Below are 17,061 nucleotides of genomic sequence, written 5' to 3'. Positions count from 1 at the left end.
AACCGAACAAATACTCCGTCGGCAAGCTACTCCCCAAAGATGGCCAAATTTTAAAGACCACTGCCAAAAATCACAAGTCAGATTTTCATCAAATCATGTGTTTTAGAAAAAATAGCAATAATAAGCGCCATAAATTCTATTAAATCGCACTTTTGATTACCAATTAAGCAAGATTACCCCTACTCCCATAGCCCAGTTATGGGTATACTTGATTGTTATTTTTTCAACCCTAGTTACTTTGAATCGCACTTTTTGCCTAAAAAGGCAACGAAGCAGGCGAAAATACAAGTAATCACAGAATTGCGCGAACCTGACTTATGCACAAATACGATACCAAAACCTTCCAAGGAATGATCCTCGCGCTGCAGGATTATTGGGCTCAAAATGGTTGCACTATTGTTCAACCACTTGATATGGAGGTTGGCGCTGGCACATCGCATCCAATGACCTGTTTGCGAGCGCTTGGCCCAGAGCCCATGTCAACAGCCTACGTACAACCTTCTCGTCGCCCAACGGATGGTCGTTATGGTGAAAACCCTAACCGTCTACAGCACTACTACCAATTTCAAGTCGCGCTGAAGCCATCCCCAGACAATATTCAAGAATTGTACTTAGGCTCTCTCGAAGTTCTTGGTGTCGACCCGCTAGTACATGACATTCGCTTCGTAGAAGATAACTGGGAAAATCCAACACTAGGTGCTTGGGGACTAGGTTGGGAAGTCTGGCTAAATGGTATGGAGATCTCTCAGTTTACTTACTTCCAGCAAGTGGGCGGACTTGAGTGTAAACCTGTTACTGGTGAGATAACGTACGGCATCGAGCGCCTTGCTATGTATATTCAAGAGGTCGATTCTGTCTACGATTTAGTATGGAACAAAGCACCAGATGGCAGCGTTGTCACTTATGGTGACATTTTTCATCAAAATGAAGTCGAGCAATCTACTTATAACTTCGAACATGCTGATGTTGACTTCTTATTTAGCTTCTTTGAGCAGTGCGAAAAAGAATGCCGTGAGTTACTTGAGCTTGAAAAGCCATTGCCACTTCCTGCCTATGAGCGCATCTTAAAAGCAGGCCATGCATTCAACTTGCTTGATGCCCGCAAGGCGATTTCAGTAACAGAACGTCAGCGCTATATTTTGCGTATTCGCAACCTGACCAAGTCAGTTGCTGAAGCATACTATGCATCTCGTGAAGCGCTTGGCTTCCCAATGTGTAAGAAAGAACAGGCGTAAGGGATAAGAGTAACATGGCAAAAGAATTTCTAATCGAACTTGGTACAGAAGAACTTCCACCAACACAGCTTCGTACTCTTGCTGAAGCTTTCGCTGCAAATTTTGAATCCGAGCTGCAAAGCGCTGAGCTTGCTCACCGAGGTATCAAGTGGTTTGCTGCACCTAGACGCCTTGCGCTTAAAGTCACTGAGCTAGCAGAAAGCCAAGCAGATAAGATTGTTGAAAAGCGTGGCCCTGCCATAACAGCGGCTTTTGATGCAGAAGGTAACCCAACCAAAGCTGCTCAAGGCTGGGCTCGTGGCTGTGGAATAGCGGTAGAGCAAGCCGATCGCATGGTGACAGACAAAGGTGAATGGCTGCTGTTCAAGCAAGAGGTCAAAGGTAAGCAAACGAGTGAAATAATAGTCAGTCTCGCTTCAAAAGCGCTCGCCAACCTCCCGATTGCAAAACCAATGCGTTGGGGCAACAAAACCACCCAATTTATCCGTCCAGTAAAAACTTTGACCATACTGATGGGCGCGGAACTGATCGACGGTGAAATACTTGGTGTCGCATCTGGACGTAGCATTCGAGGCCATCGCTTCATGGGTGAGCAAGTGTTCACTATCGAGTCTGCTGAGCAATACCCTGAGATCTTGCAAGAGCGCGGTAAAGTTATGGCTGATTACGAGACTCGTAAACAGATAATCATTGCCGAGGCACAAAAAGCGGCATCAGCAGTTGGCGGCATCGCCGATCTCGAAGATGATCTAGTCGAAGAAGTCACATCTCTGGTTGAATGGCCAGTTGTACTAACGGCCAAATTTGAACAAGAATTCCTAAAGGTACCTTCTGAAGCTCTGGTTTACACCATGAAAGGTGACCAGAAGTATTTCCCTGTTTACGATCAAAACAAGAAGCTTCTACCCAACTTCATCTTCGTATCAAACATAGAATCGAAAGAGCCTAAGTACGTCATCGAAGGTAACGAAAAGGTCGTTCGCCCTCGTCTAGCTGACGCAGAGTTCTTCTTTAACACTGATAGAAAACGTCCTCTTATCGACCGCTTACCTGAGCTAGAGCAAGCCATCTTCCAAAAACAGCTAGGCACGATTAAAGACAAAACCGACCGCATTACCGAATTAGCGGGTTATATCGCTGATAAAATCGGTGCGGACGTTGAAAAGTCAAAACGGGCAGGCCTGCTAGCTAAGTGCGATCTAATGACATCTATGGTGTTTGAGTTTACCGATACTCAAGGTGTCATGGGCATGCACTATGCGAGGCACGATGGAGAAGCGGAAGAAGTCGCTGTGGCAATTAATGAACAATATATGCCGCGCTTCGCTGGTGATACTTTACCATCACACGGCGTGTCTACTGCTGTAGCTATCGCAGATAAGCTTGACACCATAGTGGGTATTTTTGGCATTGGACAAGCGCCCAAAGGAAGCGATCCATTTGCTTTGCGCCGTGCTTCTTTGGGAGTGCTGCGTATCATCGTTGAAAATGGCTACCATCTGGATCTAACCGATCTGATTGCGAAAGCCAAATCTTTATTTGGTGATAAGTTAACCAATGCAAGTGTTGAAGACGATGTTGTCGAGTTCATGCTTGGTCGCTTTAACGCTTGGTATAAAGATGAAGGGTTCAGCGTAGACATTATTCAGGCCGTTCTAGCACGCCGCCCTACCAAACCAGCTGACTTCGACAGACGCGTAAAAGCGGTTTCCCACTTCCGAGAGCTTGAAGCCGCAGAAGCACTTTCTGCTGCTAACAAGCGAGTGGGCAACATACTGGCTAAGTTTGATGGTGAGCTTGCAGAGTCTATTGATCTTACTCTTCTTCAAGAAGATGCCGAAAAGGCGCTGGCTGAAAGTGTTGAAGTCATGGCAGAAGCTCTAGAGCCCGCCTTTGCAACTGGCAACTATCAAGATGCACTGAGCAAACTCGCGGATTTACGAGAGCCTGTCGATGCTTTCTTTGATAATGTCATGGTTATGGCAGATGATGAAGCCTTGAAAAAGAACCGTCTTACTCTTCTTAATAAGTTGAGAAACCTGTTCCTACAAATCGCAGATATTTCACTTCTTCAAAAGTAAAACATGCAACAATAGACATGTGATAAAGCCCAACTTATCAAAGTTGGGCTTTATTTTTTTACACGACCAAATTTTGTCCTTTGCCTCACGATCACATTAAGGTATGTTCAAGGATTGCCTGAACATTGACAGTCAATTAGTCTTGCGCAAGGAAGCCTTATTGACCTCAGGTTTTAGCAATTAATATAAAAACAATCACAACACATCAGGTATAACGACAAATGCAATTCTCTAAGTTTGGTGAAAAGTTTAACCAATATTCCGGAATAACTCGTCTCATGGATGACTTAAACGATGGCCTGCGCACCCCTGGTGCCATGATGCTTGGAGGAGGCAACCCTGCAGCCATTCCCGCAATGCTCGATTACTTTCAACAAGCTAGTGAAAAAATGCTCTCAAATGGAGAGCTTGTCGCCGCTCTGACCAACTATGACGGCCCTCAAGGGAAAAATACGTTTATTACCGCCTTAGCAGATCTACTCAAAAAAACCTATGGATGGGATATTAGCGCTAAAAACATCAGCCTTACCAACGGCAGCCAAAGTGGTTTTTTTTACCTATTCAACTTACTGGCAGGCCAGCAACCTGACGGCTCACATAAGAAAATTCTCTTACCTTTAGCACCAGAGTACATAGGTTATGGCGACGCAGGCGTTGATGAGAATATTTTTGTTTCATACCAACCGGATATTGAAATTCTCGATAATGGCCTTTTCAAATACCATGTGAATTTTGAAGAACTAAAAGTCGATGAGTCTGTCGCTGCTATTTGCGCATCACGGCCAACAAACCCCACAGGTAATGTTCTCACTGATGAAGAAATAGAGAAGCTAGATCAAATCGCTCGTGAAAACAATATTCCACTTTTAATAGACAACGCCTATGGGCTGCCCTTCCCCAATATTATTTTTGAGGATGTAAAACCATTTTGGAATGAAAATACCATTTTGTGTATGAGTCTATCGAAGCTTGGGCTGCCCGGAATACGCTGTGGAATTGTGATTGCGAGCGAAGAAATCACTCAAGCTCTAACCAATATGAATGGCATCATTAGCCTAGCCCCCGGAAGCTTAGGCCCGGCTCTTGGGTATCATATGATCGAAAATGATGATCTACTCAAGCTAAGCACTGAAGTTATTAAACCTTTCTACCAACAAAAATCACAGCGAGCAGTAGAGCTACTACAAAGAGAAATAACGGACCCTCGCTTTAGAATCCACAAACCCGAAGGCGCGATTTTCCTTTGGCTTTGGTTTGATGAACTACCGATAACCACGATGGAGCTCTATCAAAGGTTAAAAGCACGAGGCGTTCTTATTGTTCCAGGCGAGTACTTCTTTATTGGTCAAGAAGATGATTGGGAACATGCTCACCAATGTTTGCGCATGAACTATGTGCAAGACGATGACATGATGCAAAAAGGCATCAGAATTATTGCTGAAGAAGTAGGCAAAGCCTACCAACAAAAGTAACGATTGATGAACGCAACAAAAAAGAGCGCCTATGGCGCTCTTTCACTCTTCATCTAAAAGCAATTTTGTGGTTCTAGCCTTCAATAAGCTTTTTACCATTTATGGCTATAGTACGTGGCTGCATAGCTTCTGGTATTTCTCTTTCCAGCTCTATATGCAAAAGCCCATTTTCCATACTGGCACCAACCACTTTTACATAATCGGCCAACTGGAACTTGCGTTCAAAGTCACGCTCAGCGATCCCCTGATACACATAATTTTTGCTTTCTTCCTCTTTACGTTCACCTTTAACAATCAAGGTATTCTCTTTCTGAGTTAGCTCTAGCTGCTCTTCAGCAAAACCTGCAACTGCCATAGTGATACGGTAGTTGTTTTCATCTTTTTGCTCGATGTTATAAGGAGGGTAACCGCCAGAAGTGTTTTTCGCGGATGTTGCTTCCATCATATTAAACAAACGATCGAAGCCAATTGCGTTGCGGTAAAGTGGAGTGAAATCTACAGTTCTCATAATGCTATCCTCGTAGTAAGCAATAGTCTTAGCCGTGAGTTTGCGCGGATCTATCTCGTACAGGTCCTTGCCGACTAAGGGATTCATTCACTACTCCTCGGGTTCTGTTAACTCTGGGACCTAGTGTCGAATCAAGTTCAATTGTGTGCCTCTAAAGTCATCCTCTCCTGAGCGATACTTTATTAGCGGTTAGTGAGGTTCTGTTTCTTCTCTCTTGAGCAAGACAGCTTCCCTCTTCACAACTAGATATATGGATTAAGCAAACTGTTTTCAAGGGATTATTTTCAAATAATTTTAAAACTCAATATTTTTAATACACTTAAAAACAAAAAGACCACCATTTCTGGCAGTCCTTTAGAAGGTTTAGATTATTTTTATCAAAGCTGGACGAGCTTAGTTCAAGGAGAGGGCGGTTTATAAGCGTAAATGAGCACCCTCAGTACAGAAATCAGTTCATCGCGATCTAAACGTCTAGGTTTGCTACCTTGAGTGCATTCTCTTCGATAAAGTTTCGACGCGGCTCTACTTGATCACCCATCAAGGTCGTAAACAGCTGGTCCGCACCAACCGCATCTTCAATCGTTACTTGCATCATGCGGCGCGTTTCAGGATCCATAGTCGTCTCCCACAACTGGTCCGGGTTCATTTCTCCCAACCCTTTGTAGCGCTGGCGAGTAAGACCTCGGCGAGACTCTTTAATCAACCAATTTAGCGCATCAACAAAACTAGACACTAGCTGAGTGCGCTCACCTCGTTGAATGTAAGCGCCTTCTTCAATTAAGCCATCAAGCGCCTCTGACAAGCTCGCTAACTTAGCGTATTCCTTTGAATTGATCAGATCGACGCTTAACGCAAACTCATGAGTCACACCATGAGTGCGAACTAAAATCTTCGGCAGGTTAAGACCAAGTTCAGCATGCTGCTCAACTTCATAACTGTACTGGCTTGCACCCACTTCCTTAGCGTTAAGCTGCTCCACCAGCTGCTTGGTCCATGCATCAACAAAGCTAGCATCATGACATTTTTCTGCCGTAATACGCGGCGTGTAGATCAACTCATGAACCAAAGCACGCGGATAGCGGCGGCTCATACGTTCCACCAGCTTAATTGCCGCATTATATTGGTGAACCAATTTTTCAAGCGCTTCTCCAGCAAGAGCTGGTGCTTGTGCATTTACATGCAAGGCCGCATTATCAAGCGCGAGAGCAACCTCATATTGATTCATCGCATCTTCATCTTTGATGTATTGCTCTTGCTTACCTTTCTTCACTTTATAAAGCGGTGGCTGAGCAATGTACACATAGCCACGCTCTATAAGCTCTGGCATTTGGCGATAGAAGAAGGTCAAAAGCAATGTACGAATATGAGAACCATCGACATCCGCATCTGTCATGATAATGATGTTGTGATAGCGCAGTTTATCAGGGTTGTACTCATCCCGTCCGATACCACAACCCAACGCCGTAATTAAGGTAGCGACTTCTTGCGAAGACAGCATTTTGTCAAAACGCGCTTTTTCTACGTTAAGAATTTTACCCTTCAATGGCAAAATTGCTTGATTCTTGCGGTTACGACCTTGTTTAGCTGAGCCACCCGCAGAGTCACCCTCCACTATATAAAGCTCTGAAAGTGCGGGGTCTTTTTCCTGACAGTCTGCCAGCTTACCTGGCAAACCCGCCAAATCAAGAGCGCCTTTGCGACGTGTCATTTCACGAGCTTTTCGAGCAGCTTCACGGGCTCGAGCTGCATCGATAATCTTACTACAAACCGTCTTGGCTTCTGTTGGGTGTTCAACCAAAAACTCAGACAGCTTTTCTCCCATAACCGACTCAACCGCTGACTTCACCTCTGAAGAAACAAGCTTGTCTTTTGTCTGACTGGAGAATTTTGGATCTGGCACTTTAACAGAGATAACAGCAGTCAGACCTTCCCGAGCATCATCACCCGATGTGGCTGTTTTTGCTTTCTTAGAAAAGCCTTCCTTGTCCATAAAGGAGTTCAGAGTACGAGTCAGAGCCGCTCTAAAACCCGCAAGGTGAGTTCCGCCATCACGCTGAGGAATATTGTTGGTGAAACAGTAAATATTTTCTTGGAAACCATCATTCCATTGCATTGCTACTTCTACCGCAATGCCATCTTCTCGCTCGGCATTAAAATGAAATACTTTCTCAATGATGGGGGTTTTGTTGGTGTTAAGATGTTCAACGAAGGCCTGAATACCACCTTCATACATGAAGTGATCGCTTTTATCCTCTTCACGCTCATCAACTAACTTAATAGACACACCAGAGTTAAGAAATGACAGCTCACGCAAGCGCTTGGCTAAAATATCATAGTGAAACTCTATATTAGAGAAAGTCTCTTCACTCGGCCAAAAACGAATTTCTGTGCCGGTTTTATCTGTATTACCAATAACTGACAGAGGAGCCTTGGGCTCACCATGATGATAGGTTTGAGCATGAATCTGTCCACCTCGGTGAATCGTTAATGACACTTCTTTAGATAGAGCATTAACAACTGAAACACCAACACCGTGCAAACCACCCGATACCTTATACGAGTTGTCATCAAACTTACCACCAGCATGAAGTACTGTCATGATAACTTCTGCAGCAGAAACATTCTCTTCAGGGTGCATCTCGGTTGGTATACCACGTCCATCATCACGTACAGAGACTGATCCATCTTCATGAATCGTCACTATGATGTCTTTACAGTGGCCAGCTAACGCTTCATCAATAGAGTTATCCACCACCTCAAACACCATGTGGTGTAGGCCGGTACCATCGTCGGTATCGCCTATGTACATTCCCGGACGCTTACGTACCGCATCTAGGCCCTTTAGTACTTTAATACTCGATGAATCGTAATTTTCAGACATGAGTTATCTTCCACTATATATTTTGCTCTATTGTGCCATGTTCCAGCCGGAACATCTTGCCCTTTTCGTCTAACATATCGTCGATTTGACTTTGCGTAATAGAGCTGACAAAAACTTGTGCCCGCGTCTCTCTCAAGCAATCAGCAAGACGCTTACGACGTTGGCTATCTAATTCTGAAGCAAAGTCATCAATTAAATAGATGCATTGCTTACCGGTCACTTCAGTCAGGTGTTGTCCTTGTGCCACTCTCAAGGCACATACCATAAGCTTAAGTTGACCACGTGAAAGCACATCCTCAACAGGTGTCCCATTCACTTTGATTTTTAAATCGGCTTTGTTTGGGCCGCTAAAAGTATACCCTAACACCTGATCTCGTTCGAAGTTTTCGGCCAAGATTGATGCATAAGGAGTGCTCTTTTCCCACCCTCGATAGTACTTAAGCTGAATTTCATATTCAGGTAAAAATATCTGGCATATTCGCGCTATTTTTTCACTCACCTGACTGACATATTCTGCTCGCCAGCGGCTTATATTTTCAGCTAAGCTAGCCATTTCTTGATCCCAATAAGAAAGCTCGCGGTAACAGGAAGCGGTTTTCAAAAGAGCATTGCGCTGTTTATTGAGACGCTTAAATCTTCCCCACGTATCAAAAAATGCAGGCTCAACATGAAATACACCCCAATCAATAAATGCTCTGCGATGCTTTGGTCCATCGGTTAACAAATCAAAACCTTCTGGATGAATCATTTGCAATGGTAAAACCTGTGCGAGCTGGGCTAATTTCTGACCGGGTTGACCCCCTATCTTAACCTCTGTTGAACCATCACGCTGCTTATTAATACCAATAGGTAGCTCAAATTGATCCGAGTTCAAAAAACGGCCATGAACAAACAACTGATCGCAATCATTCTGAATTACTCGTCCAGTTAGACTGCTCTTAAATGAGCGGCCATGCCCAAGCATGTATATGGCCTCAAGAACGCTAGTTTTACCACTGCCATTTGGTCCAATAAGAAAGTTAAAGCCTGCAGATAATTCAATATCACAGGCTTCAATGTTACGAAACTGCTGAATAGCAAGGCGTGAAAGTGGCATATTAAAGTCGCATCGGCGAGACCACATATATAGAGCTGTCGTCTTGCGTATTTTCAATCATCGCACTGGCGTTGGCTCCTGACATTGACACTCTCACCTTTTCACAGCGCAAGGTATTCAATACATCTGAGACATAACTGACATTAAAGCCAATCTCAATCGGTTCACCTTCATAGCTGACATCAAGCGTTTCTTCTGCTTCTTCTTGCTCTGGGTTATTAGCCGTAATCCTCAACTCATTACCAGATAAGTTAACTCGCACACCACGAAACTTCTCATTGGATAAAATCGCTGCGCGCGAGAAAGCCTGACGCAACTCATCACAATCAGCTTCAAGTATCTTAGTTGTTGATTGAGGCATAACTCGGCGATAGTCAGGAAAACGACCATCAACGAGTTTGGAAGTAAACACAAAACGGTCAACTTCAGCACGAAGATTGGAGCTACCAATCTGCAAGGTGACATCCTGCTCAGGCGCGTCTAGTAATTTCATCAACTCTAATACACCTTTGCGCGGAACTATAATTTGCTGCTGGGCAAACTCGGTATCGAGCTGCGCTTGTGATACAGCCATACGATGTCCATCTGTTGCAACACTACGCAATGTTGTACCATCGATTTCAAACAGCATACCATTGAGATAGTAACGCACATCTTGGTTAGCCATGGAAAACTGCGTTTTCTCAATCAATGCTCGAAGTGTTCCTTGAGTAAGGGATAGCTTCACATCACTTTGCCAATCTTCAATATTGGGAAAATCGTTTGCTGGTAAGGTCGATAAAGAAAAGCGACTTCTACCCGAACGTACTTGTGCTTTATCCCCATCAAGAACGAAGGTGATAACCGAATCATCAGCAAGTCCTCGACAGATATCGAGAAATTTACGCGAAGGTACTGTTACACTGCCAGCTTCGAAGTCTCCTTCTAAAGCCACACGACTAATAAGTTCAACTTCCAAATCCGTTGCCGTCATTGAAAGCATATTACCCTCAACTTTAAGCAACAAATTACCGAGAATAGGAAGGGCTGGGCGTCCACCCAAAGCACCCGAGACTTGTTGAAGCGGCTTAAGTAGATGGCTACGCTCAATAGAAAATTTCATAGTACGCTCTTTTCAGAATTCGTTTAGCTTAATGAAAGAATGAATCGATTTTTTGCTTAGAATAATGCGATTTAAGAAGAAAGTGTACGAATCAAATTAGAATAATCTTCTTTGATATCGTGGCTTTCTTCACGCAACTGCTCGATTTTCCGACAAGCATGCAGTACCGTTGTGTGGTCACGACCGCCAAAGGCATCACCTATCTCTGGCAAACTGTGGTTAGTCAGCTCTTTAGCTAACGCCATGGCTAATTGACGAGGACGAGCAACAGAGCGCGAACGACGCTTTGACAACAAGTCAGCAACTTTGATTTTATAGTACTCTGCCACCGTCTTCTGAATATTATCGATAGTGACAAGCTTTTCTTGCAAGGCAAGAAGATCGCGTAATGCTTCTCGTACAAAATCAATGGTGATTGGGCGTCCAGTAAAATTGGCATTGGCGATAACACGGTTAAGCGCGCCTTCCAACTCTCGAACATTAGAGCGCAGCCTTTTAGCAATAAAGAAAGCAACTTCATCAGCAAGATGAATTTGGTGATCCTCTGCTTTTTTCATCAAGATAGCGACGCGAGTTTCTAGCTCGGGTGGTTCGATCGCAACCGTAAGTCCCCAACCGAAACGAGATTTAAGACGATCTTCTACACCACTGATCTCTTTAGGGTATCGATCGGATGTTAGGATGATCTGTTGATTGCCTTCTAGCAAAGCATTAAAAGTGTGGAAAAACTCTTCTTGAGATCGCTCTTTATTGGCAAAGAACTGGATGTCATCTATCAGCAAAGCATCAACACTGCGATAGTAGCGCTTGAACTCTTCAATCGCATTATTTTGCAGCGCTTTAACCATATCCTGCACAAAACGCTCAGAGTGCATATAAACAACTTTAGCGTTAGGCTTGTTATCCACAATAGCGTTACCAACGGCATGCAATAAGTGTGTTTTACCTAGGCCTGTCCCACCGTATAGAAATAAAGGGTTATACGCAGCTCCAGGATTATCAGCGACCTGCCTCGCGGCAGCTAAACCAAGTTGGTTAGACTTACCTTCAACAAAGTTATTGAATTTATGCTTAATGTTAACGTTAGATCTATGGTTTATTTCAGCTACTCGCTGCTCATCATCATCCCAAGTTTTGTGCACTGGCTTGCGCGCTTGCAACTGAGCAGGCGCTGATGACTCGGCAGCAACATCTGCCGGTGTTCTTTTGGGCACAGGCTTAGGTGCTGAGACAGGTTTACTCCCAACCTCAAAACGCAAGCTAGGAATATCGTTTCCACAGTAATCCTGCAGTAAGCGGTTGATACTATTTAGATATCTATCGCGAACCCAATCCATTACAAAACGATTAGGTGCGAATAAAGTGAGCGTGCTGTCATTGAGCTCCGCTTGTAACGGGCGTACCCACATACTGAATTCTGTAGCTGGTAGCTCTTCTTGAAGCTGCTGCATACATTGCAACCAAAGCGAAGATGACACGTTGGGCCCACCCTAAATAAATGATCGAAAAAGATTTGTAATTTTACCTGTTGATAACCAAGATCGCCAGTAAATGATCGCGGTTCCAGTGAATAAGATCTAAGTTATTCACAATATCTTCTTTATTATTCGTAAGATCAACACAAGCAGCCCTATTGTTACTCACAAAAAGATCCACATTTGAGCAATTTCTCACAGATCTAAACTCTGGTGATAACTCTGTGGAACAAGTTTTCTTAAGTTGTGATTGGTCGCGCTATTTTTGATCCTTTCACTCACAGCTTATTCCTCGACTGTCTAGGTTATTGCTCTTGGTTATTTTTATTAGTAAGCAAATTAGCAGTAGTATCAGCTCCATTAAACTATGGAGTTTTACTATGAAGACCTGGATTAAGGCTGCAATAGCCGCATTAGCACTTTCTGCAATAACCGTTCAAGCCGCAACGAATGTCAAGGTTGGCATGTCTGGACGTTATTACCCTTTTACATTTGTTGAACAAGACAAGCTACAAGGATTTGAAGTTGATCTTTGGGATGAGATTGGTAAACGTAATGACTACAAGGTCGAGTACGTTACCGCCAATTTCTCTGGGTTGTTTGGTCTACTTGAAACAGGACGTATCGATACTATTTCAAACCAAATAACGATTACCGATGCACGAAAAAACAAATACCTTTTTGCCAACCCTTATGTTGTTGATGGTGCACAAATCACGGTTAGAAAGGGCAATACAAGTATAAAAAACATAAACGATCTAGAAGGTAAAACGGTTGCCGTTAACTTGGGATCTAACTTCGAACAACTGCTAAGAAAGCATGACCAAAGCGGTAAAATAAACATTAAGACATACGATACTGGAATAGAGCACGATGTCGCTTTAGGTCGAGCAGATGCTTTTGTCATGGACCGACTTTCTGCACTTGAACTTATCAAGAAAACAGGTTTGCCTTTGCAACTCGCTGGCAAACCATTCGAAACCATTGAAAATGCCTGGCCATTTGTTGATAACGAAAAAGGTCACAAGCTTCAAGGTGAAGTGAATAAAGCTCTAGCAGCCATGCGTGCTGACGGAACATTAAATACCATTTCACAAAAATGGTTTGGTGCAGACATCACCCAATAATTTAGAAAAAGGTAATACAGCCCACTGTGCCTGGTTATTGCAGTGGGTTGTTACTTTTTGGTAAGACGAATTTTATCGAGATACGCTATGGGATTTGATTTCAACTACATGCTAAACCTAATGCCAATACTTCTAAAGTATCTTGGTACTACCATGGAAATGGCAACATTAGGTTTGGTCTTCGCTCTAATATTAGCTGTTGTATTAGCCAACATTAGAGTCTTTCGCGTACCAGTATTGGATCAATTGAGCCAAGTCTATATTAGCTTTTTCCGTGGTACACCGCTCCTCGTTCAACTGTTTCTTCTTTATTATGGGTTACCACAAATTTTTCCTCTATTTGTGGGGCTCAATGCCTTTAGCGCAGCTGTGATCGGTCTAACTCTGCACTTTGCAGCCTATATGGCGGAAAGCATTCGAGCAGCAATAATAGGGGTAGACCGCAGTCAGATGGAAGCCAGTATGTCTGTGGGAATGACCACTTTCCAAGCTATGCGTCGGATAATCCTTCCTCAAGCAACGCGAATTGCGCTTCCCTCACTGATGAATTACTTCATTGATATGATTAAGTCGACTTCGCTGGCCTTTACTTTGGGCGTAGCTGAGATCATGGCTAAAGCGCAAATGGAGGCTTCATCCAGTTTCCGTTTTTTCGAAGCCTTTTTGGCCGTCGCGTTAATTTACTGGGCCGTGGTTGTCATTCTCACCCGAATACAAAACTGGGCAGAGGTCAAACTGAATAAGGCGTATATAAGATGATTAAGCTTACCAATATCCATAAACGCTTTGGTGATTCAAAGGTTCTCAACGGCATTAATCTTGAAATCAACCAAGGTGAAATCATTGTCATTATCGGCTCCAGCGGAACAGGAAAATCAACCCTACTGCGCACAGTTAATTTTTTAGAACAAGCCGACAAAGGTGAAATAACCATAGGTGAAATTAGCGTTGATGCAGAAAAACACTCAAAATTTGAGATACTCAAGCTGCGTCGAAAAACAGGATTTGTTTTCCAAAACTATGCCTTATTCGCCCATATGACAGCAAAGCAAAACATTGCTGAAGGTTTAATTACGGTTCACGGCTGGAAAAAAGCACTCGCCCTAACACACGCACAAAAAATTCTCGATGATATTGGCCTTGGAGATAAAGGAGATAGTTATCCAGCTGCTCTTTCTGGCGGTCAGCAGCAACGTGTAGGCATAGGTCGAGCCATGGCGCTTCAACCAGAACTACTATTGTTTGATGAACCAACTTCAGCTCTGGATCCTGAGTGGGTTGGCGAGGTTCTACAACTTATGAAAGAATTGGCCAACAAGGATCAGACCATGTTGGTAGTCACTCACGAAATGCAATTTGCCCGAGAAGTCGCAGACAGAGTGATCTTTATGGCCGAAGGAAATATTGTAGAACAGGGTATTCCACAGGATATTTTTAATCATCCACAGGATCCTCGACTTAAAAAATTCCTTAGACAAGTTGGCGAAAAATAAAGATCGCCACCGAACAGCGCTTGATCCTTGAGATTTTGCGTACACTCCGTATAATCGCTCAGCCGGAATTTAGCAGTTGCTCAATGATTGACACTTTGTGTGACTGTGATTACAATTCCGCCTCTTTGTTTAGAGGTGTCGGTCTGTCTAATTTGCGTAGCAAGAGACAAAATGGCCAACGCAAGGATAACATTGACCTAAAACTACTGATCAGTAAAGGTAATTATCATGAAACGCACTTTTCAACCTTCAGTTCTAAAGCGCAAGCGTACTCACGGTTTCCGTGCTCGCATGGCAACTAAGAACGGTCGTAAAGTAATCAATGCACGTCGTGCAAAAGGCCGTGCGCGCCTTTCAAAGTAATCATTAGTTTATTTTGAATACGTACGCGTTCAATCGGGAGTTACGTTTGTTAACTCCCGAGCATTACAAAAATGTCTTCCAGCAAGCTCATAGAGCTGGCTCACCTCATTTCACTATCATTGCTCGTAATAACTCTCTTTCTCACCCAAGATTGGGGTTAGCTGTTCCGAAAAAGCAAATTAAAACAGCGCCTGCTCGTAATCGCTTTAAGCGCCTAGCTCGTGAAAGTTTTCGCAATAAACAACATCAGCTTCCTAATAAGGATTTTGTTGTAATTGCTAAAAAAAGTGCTCAGGATCTCAGCAATGATGAAATTTTTAAGTTGTTTGATAAATTATGGCAACGTCTGTCTCGCCCTTCGCGTGGGTAGCTATCGGGTTAGTCCGTCTTTACCAAGGCCTAATAAGTCCACTGATAGGACCGCGTTGTCGTTTCACTCCAACCTGCTCAAGTTACGCTATTGAAGCACTTAAATCTTATGGATTTGTAAAAGGTTGTTGGTTATCGAGCAAACGTCTATTAAAATGCCACCCTTTGAATGCGGGTGGTTTTGACCCAGTACCACCAGTCCAGAAACAAGACAGAGATAAATAACGATGGATTCTCAACGTAATATCCTGTTGATCGCGCTAGCACTGGTTTCTTTCTTGTTGTTTCAACAATGGCAAGTAGCAAAGAATCCAGCACCACAGCCGGTTGAACAGGCACAATCAAGCAGTACAGCACCTGCACCGTCTCTTGCGGATGATTTAGATCCCGCTCCCGCGCAGCAAGCGTCTGCTAAAACGATTACCGTGACAACTGACGTCTTGACTCTGTCGATTGATGCGGTAGGTGGTGATGTAATCACCGCAGACCTAAATCAATACTCAGCTGAACTTAACTCCGCAGACCCATTCGTTCTATTGAAAAATGAAGCGGGTCATCAGTTCATCGCCCAAAGTGGATTAGTCGGACCTCAAGGTATCGATTTGAGCAGTGGCAACCGTCCTGCTTATCAAGTCGCAGCCGACAGTTTCACCCTAGCCGATGGCCAAGATGAGTTACGTATTCCAATGACTTATCAAGCCAATGGACTTGAGTATACAAAGACCTTCATTTTAAAGCGCGGCAGTTATGCAGTTGATGTTGAATATGATGTAGTAAACAACTCAGGCAACAACGCCACTTTTGGTATGTATGCTCACCTGCGTCAAAATTTAATGGATGATGGCGGCAGTATAACCATGCCAACATACCGTGGCGGTGCTTACTCAAGCGAAGAAACACGCTATAAAAAATACAGCTTTGACGATATGCAAGACCGCAATCTATCGGTCAACTTGCCAGATGGTCAAGGTTGGGCTGCTATGATTCAGCACTATTTTGCTACTGCATGGGTCCCTCGCAATGAACCTGGTACCAACCTTTATACTCGTGTAATTGGTAACCTTGGTGATATTGGTGTTCGCATGCCAAACAAAACTATCGCTAACGGTGACTCTGCTCAGTTTAAAGCCACACTTTGGATTGGTCCTAAGCTTCAAGAGCAAATGGCAGAAGTGGCTCCAAATCTAGATTTGGTAGTGGATTACGGCTGGTTATGGTTTATCGCTAAACCACTTCATACTCTGCTTTCTTTCATCCAAGGCTTTGTGGGCAACTGGGGTCTGGCAATTATCTGTCTAACCTTCATTGTACGTGGTGCTATGTACCCACTTACTAAAGCTCAGTACACCTCAATGGCTAAAATGCGTATGCTTCAGCCTAAGCTACAAGCTATGCGTGAGCGTATTGGTGACGATCGCCAGCGTATGAGCCAAGAGATGATGGAGCTGTATAAGAAAGAGAAAGTGAATCCATTGGGTGGCTGTTTACCTCTACTTTTACAAATGCCTATTTTCATCGCTCTGTATTGGGCACTGATGGAATCGGTAGAACTTCGCCACTCTCCATTCTTTGGTTGGATTACTGACTTATCAGCACAAGATCCGTATTACATCTTGCCATTGCTGATGGGCGCTTCTATGTTCATGATTCAAAAGATGAGCCCAACTACAGTCACAGATCCTATGCAACAGAAGATCATGACCTTTATGCCGGTTATGTTTACTTTCTTCTTCCTATTTTTCCCATCAGGCCTAGTGCTGTACTGGCTAGTATCAAATGTTGTGACACTTATCCAACAAACCTTGATATACAAGTCATTGGAAAAGAAAGGCTTGCATAGTAAGTAAGCCATTAATAGA

The 17,061-nt window shown here is 43.6% G+C and carries 15 protein-coding genes; 10 read left to right on the top strand and 5 right to left on the bottom strand.

Annotated features, from left to right (window positions below; all coding sequences use genetic code 11):
• Nucleotides 1–317: 317 nt before the first annotated feature.
• From glyQ to DPF90_RS18135, 3 genes are all read left to right on the top strand, one after another.
• Nucleotides 318–1,235 carry a glycine--tRNA ligase subunit alpha gene (gene glyQ, locus DPF90_RS18145; protein WP_114787731.1) on the top strand — a complete coding sequence of 306 codons (918 nt, stop codon included), beginning with the start codon at nt 318–320 and terminating at the stop codon, nt 1,233–1,235.
• A gap of 14 nt (nt 1,236–1,249) precedes the next feature.
• The gene (gene glyS / locus DPF90_RS18140) at nt 1,250–3,316 is read left to right on the top strand and encodes a glycine--tRNA ligase subunit beta (protein ID WP_114787730.1); all 2,067 of its coding nucleotides are present in this window, start codon (nt 1,250–1,252) and stop codon (nt 3,314–3,316) included.
• A 221-nt stretch (nt 3,317–3,537) separates the two neighbouring features.
• Complete coding sequence (locus tag DPF90_RS18135; protein ID WP_114787729.1) at nt 3,538–4,788, top strand: valine--pyruvate transaminase; 1,251 nt, start codon at nt 3,538–3,540, stop codon at nt 4,786–4,788.
• A gap of 73 nt (nt 4,789–4,861) precedes the next feature.
• On the opposite strand, the gene DPF90_RS18130 is transcribed toward DPF90_RS18135, so the two are convergent.
• From DPF90_RS18130 to dnaA, 5 genes are all read right to left on the bottom strand, one after another.
• Nucleotides 4,862–5,296 carry an Hsp20 family protein gene (locus tag DPF90_RS18130; RefSeq protein ID WP_114787764.1) on the bottom strand — a complete coding sequence of 145 codons (435 nt, stop codon included), beginning with the start codon at nt 5,294–5,296 and terminating at the stop codon, nt 4,862–4,864.
• Nucleotides 5,297–5,759: 463 nt separating this feature from the next.
• Nucleotides 5,760–8,177, bottom strand: coding sequence for a DNA topoisomerase (ATP-hydrolyzing) subunit B (gene gyrB / locus DPF90_RS18125; protein WP_114787728.1), 2,418 nt, complete (start codon nt 8,175–8,177; stop codon nt 5,760–5,762).
• 13 nt (nt 8,178–8,190) lie between these two features.
• Nucleotides 8,191–9,273 carry a DNA replication/repair protein RecF gene (recF, locus tag DPF90_RS18120; RefSeq protein ID WP_114787727.1) on the bottom strand — a complete coding sequence of 361 codons (1,083 nt, stop codon included), beginning with the start codon at nt 9,271–9,273 and terminating at the stop codon, nt 8,191–8,193.
• Nucleotide 9,274: 1 nt separating this feature from the next.
• Complete coding sequence (gene dnaN, locus DPF90_RS18115; protein WP_114787726.1) at nt 9,275–10,375, bottom strand: DNA polymerase III subunit beta; 1,101 nt, start codon at nt 10,373–10,375, stop codon at nt 9,275–9,277.
• 71 nt (nt 10,376–10,446) lie between these two features.
• Nucleotides 10,447–11,853, bottom strand: a complete 1,407-nt coding sequence (gene dnaA, locus DPF90_RS18110) for a chromosomal replication initiator protein DnaA (RefSeq protein ID WP_114787725.1) — start codon at nt 11,851–11,853, stop codon at nt 10,447–10,449.
• 377 nt (nt 11,854–12,230) lie between these two features.
• Here dnaA and DPF90_RS18105 point away from each other — a divergent pair, with 377 nt between their 5' ends.
• The 7 genes from DPF90_RS18105 to yidC all read left to right on the top strand — a co-directional run bounded on the left by DPF90_RS18105 (nt 12,231) and on the right by yidC (nt 17,049).
• Entirely contained in the window at nt 12,231–12,977 is a 747-nt protein-coding gene (locus DPF90_RS18105; protein ID WP_114787724.1) for an amino acid ABC transporter substrate-binding protein, read from the top strand.
• Nucleotides 12,978–13,064: 87 nt separating this feature from the next.
• Nucleotides 13,065–13,736 carry an amino acid ABC transporter permease gene (locus DPF90_RS18100; protein WP_114787723.1) on the top strand — a complete coding sequence of 224 codons (672 nt, stop codon included), beginning with the start codon at nt 13,065–13,067 and terminating at the stop codon, nt 13,734–13,736.
• Nucleotides 13,733–14,470 (top strand): amino acid ABC transporter ATP-binding protein, encoded by a 738-nt coding sequence (locus DPF90_RS18095; protein ID WP_114787722.1) that lies wholly within the window; start codon nt 13,733–13,735, stop codon nt 14,468–14,470. The genes DPF90_RS18100 and DPF90_RS18095 overlap by 4 nt, the downstream gene beginning before the upstream one ends.
• Nucleotides 14,471–14,698: 228 nt before the next feature.
• Nucleotides 14,699–14,833, top strand: a complete 135-nt coding sequence (gene rpmH / locus DPF90_RS18090) for a 50S ribosomal protein L34 (protein ID WP_006880025.1) — start codon at nt 14,699–14,701, stop codon at nt 14,831–14,833.
• A 46-nt stretch (nt 14,834–14,879) separates the two neighbouring features.
• Complete coding sequence (gene rnpA / locus DPF90_RS18085; RefSeq protein ID WP_240314543.1) at nt 14,880–15,203, top strand: ribonuclease P protein component; 324 nt, start codon at nt 14,880–14,882, stop codon at nt 15,201–15,203.
• Entirely contained in the window at nt 15,170–15,427 is a 258-nt protein-coding gene (yidD, locus tag DPF90_RS18080) for a membrane protein insertion efficiency factor YidD (RefSeq protein ID WP_114787720.1), read from the top strand. The genes rnpA and yidD overlap by 34 nt, the downstream gene beginning before the upstream one ends.
• Before the next feature lie 2 nt (nt 15,428–15,429).
• A complete protein-coding gene (yidC, locus tag DPF90_RS18075) occupies nt 15,430–17,049 on the top strand; it encodes a membrane protein insertase YidC (protein ID WP_114787719.1) in 1,620 nt (539 codons plus the stop codon).
• The last annotated feature ends 12 nt before the right edge of the window (nt 17,050–17,061 follow it).

Source organism: Vibrio tetraodonis, from assembly GCF_003350295.1.
In the GTDB taxonomy this organism is placed as follows: domain Bacteria; phylum Pseudomonadota; class Gammaproteobacteria; order Enterobacterales; family Vibrionaceae; genus Vibrio; species Vibrio tetraodonis.
This window is presented reverse-complemented; position numbering and strand designations above follow the sequence as displayed.

Coding starts and splice junctions, on each gene's coding strand:
- glyQ (WP_114787731.1), top strand. CDS start 318: ATGCACAAATACGATACCAAAACCTTCCAAGGAATGATCCTCGCGCTG.
- glyS (WP_114787730.1), top strand. CDS start 1,250: ATGGCAAAAGAATTTCTAATCGAACTTGGTACAGAAGAACTTCCACCA.
- DPF90_RS18135 (WP_114787729.1), top strand. CDS start 3,538: ATGCAATTCTCTAAGTTTGGTGAAAAGTTTAACCAATATTCCGGAATA.
- DPF90_RS18130 (WP_114787764.1), bottom strand. CDS start 5,296: ATGAGAACTGTAGATTTCACTCCACTTTACCGCAACGCAATTGGCTTC.
- gyrB (WP_114787728.1), bottom strand. CDS start 8,177: ATGTCTGAAAATTACGATTCATCGAGTATTAAAGTACTAAAGGGCCTA.
- recF (WP_114787727.1), bottom strand. CDS start 9,273: ATGCCACTTTCACGCCTTGCTATTCAGCAGTTTCGTAACATTGAAGCC.
- dnaN (WP_114787726.1), bottom strand. CDS start 10,375: ATGAAATTTTCTATTGAGCGTAGCCATCTACTTAAGCCGCTTCAACAA.
- DPF90_RS18105 (WP_114787724.1), top strand. CDS start 12,231: ATGAAGACCTGGATTAAGGCTGCAATAGCCGCATTAGCACTTTCTGCA.
- DPF90_RS18100 (WP_114787723.1), top strand. CDS start 13,065: ATGGGATTTGATTTCAACTACATGCTAAACCTAATGCCAATACTTCTA.
- DPF90_RS18095 (WP_114787722.1), top strand. CDS start 13,733: ATGATTAAGCTTACCAATATCCATAAACGCTTTGGTGATTCAAAGGTT.
- rpmH (WP_006880025.1), top strand. CDS start 14,699: ATGAAACGCACTTTTCAACCTTCAGTTCTAAAGCGCAAGCGTACTCAC.
- yidD (WP_114787720.1), top strand. CDS start 15,170: ATGGCAACGTCTGTCTCGCCCTTCGCGTGGGTAGCTATCGGGTTAGTC.
- yidC (WP_114787719.1), top strand. CDS start 15,430: ATGGATTCTCAACGTAATATCCTGTTGATCGCGCTAGCACTGGTTTCT.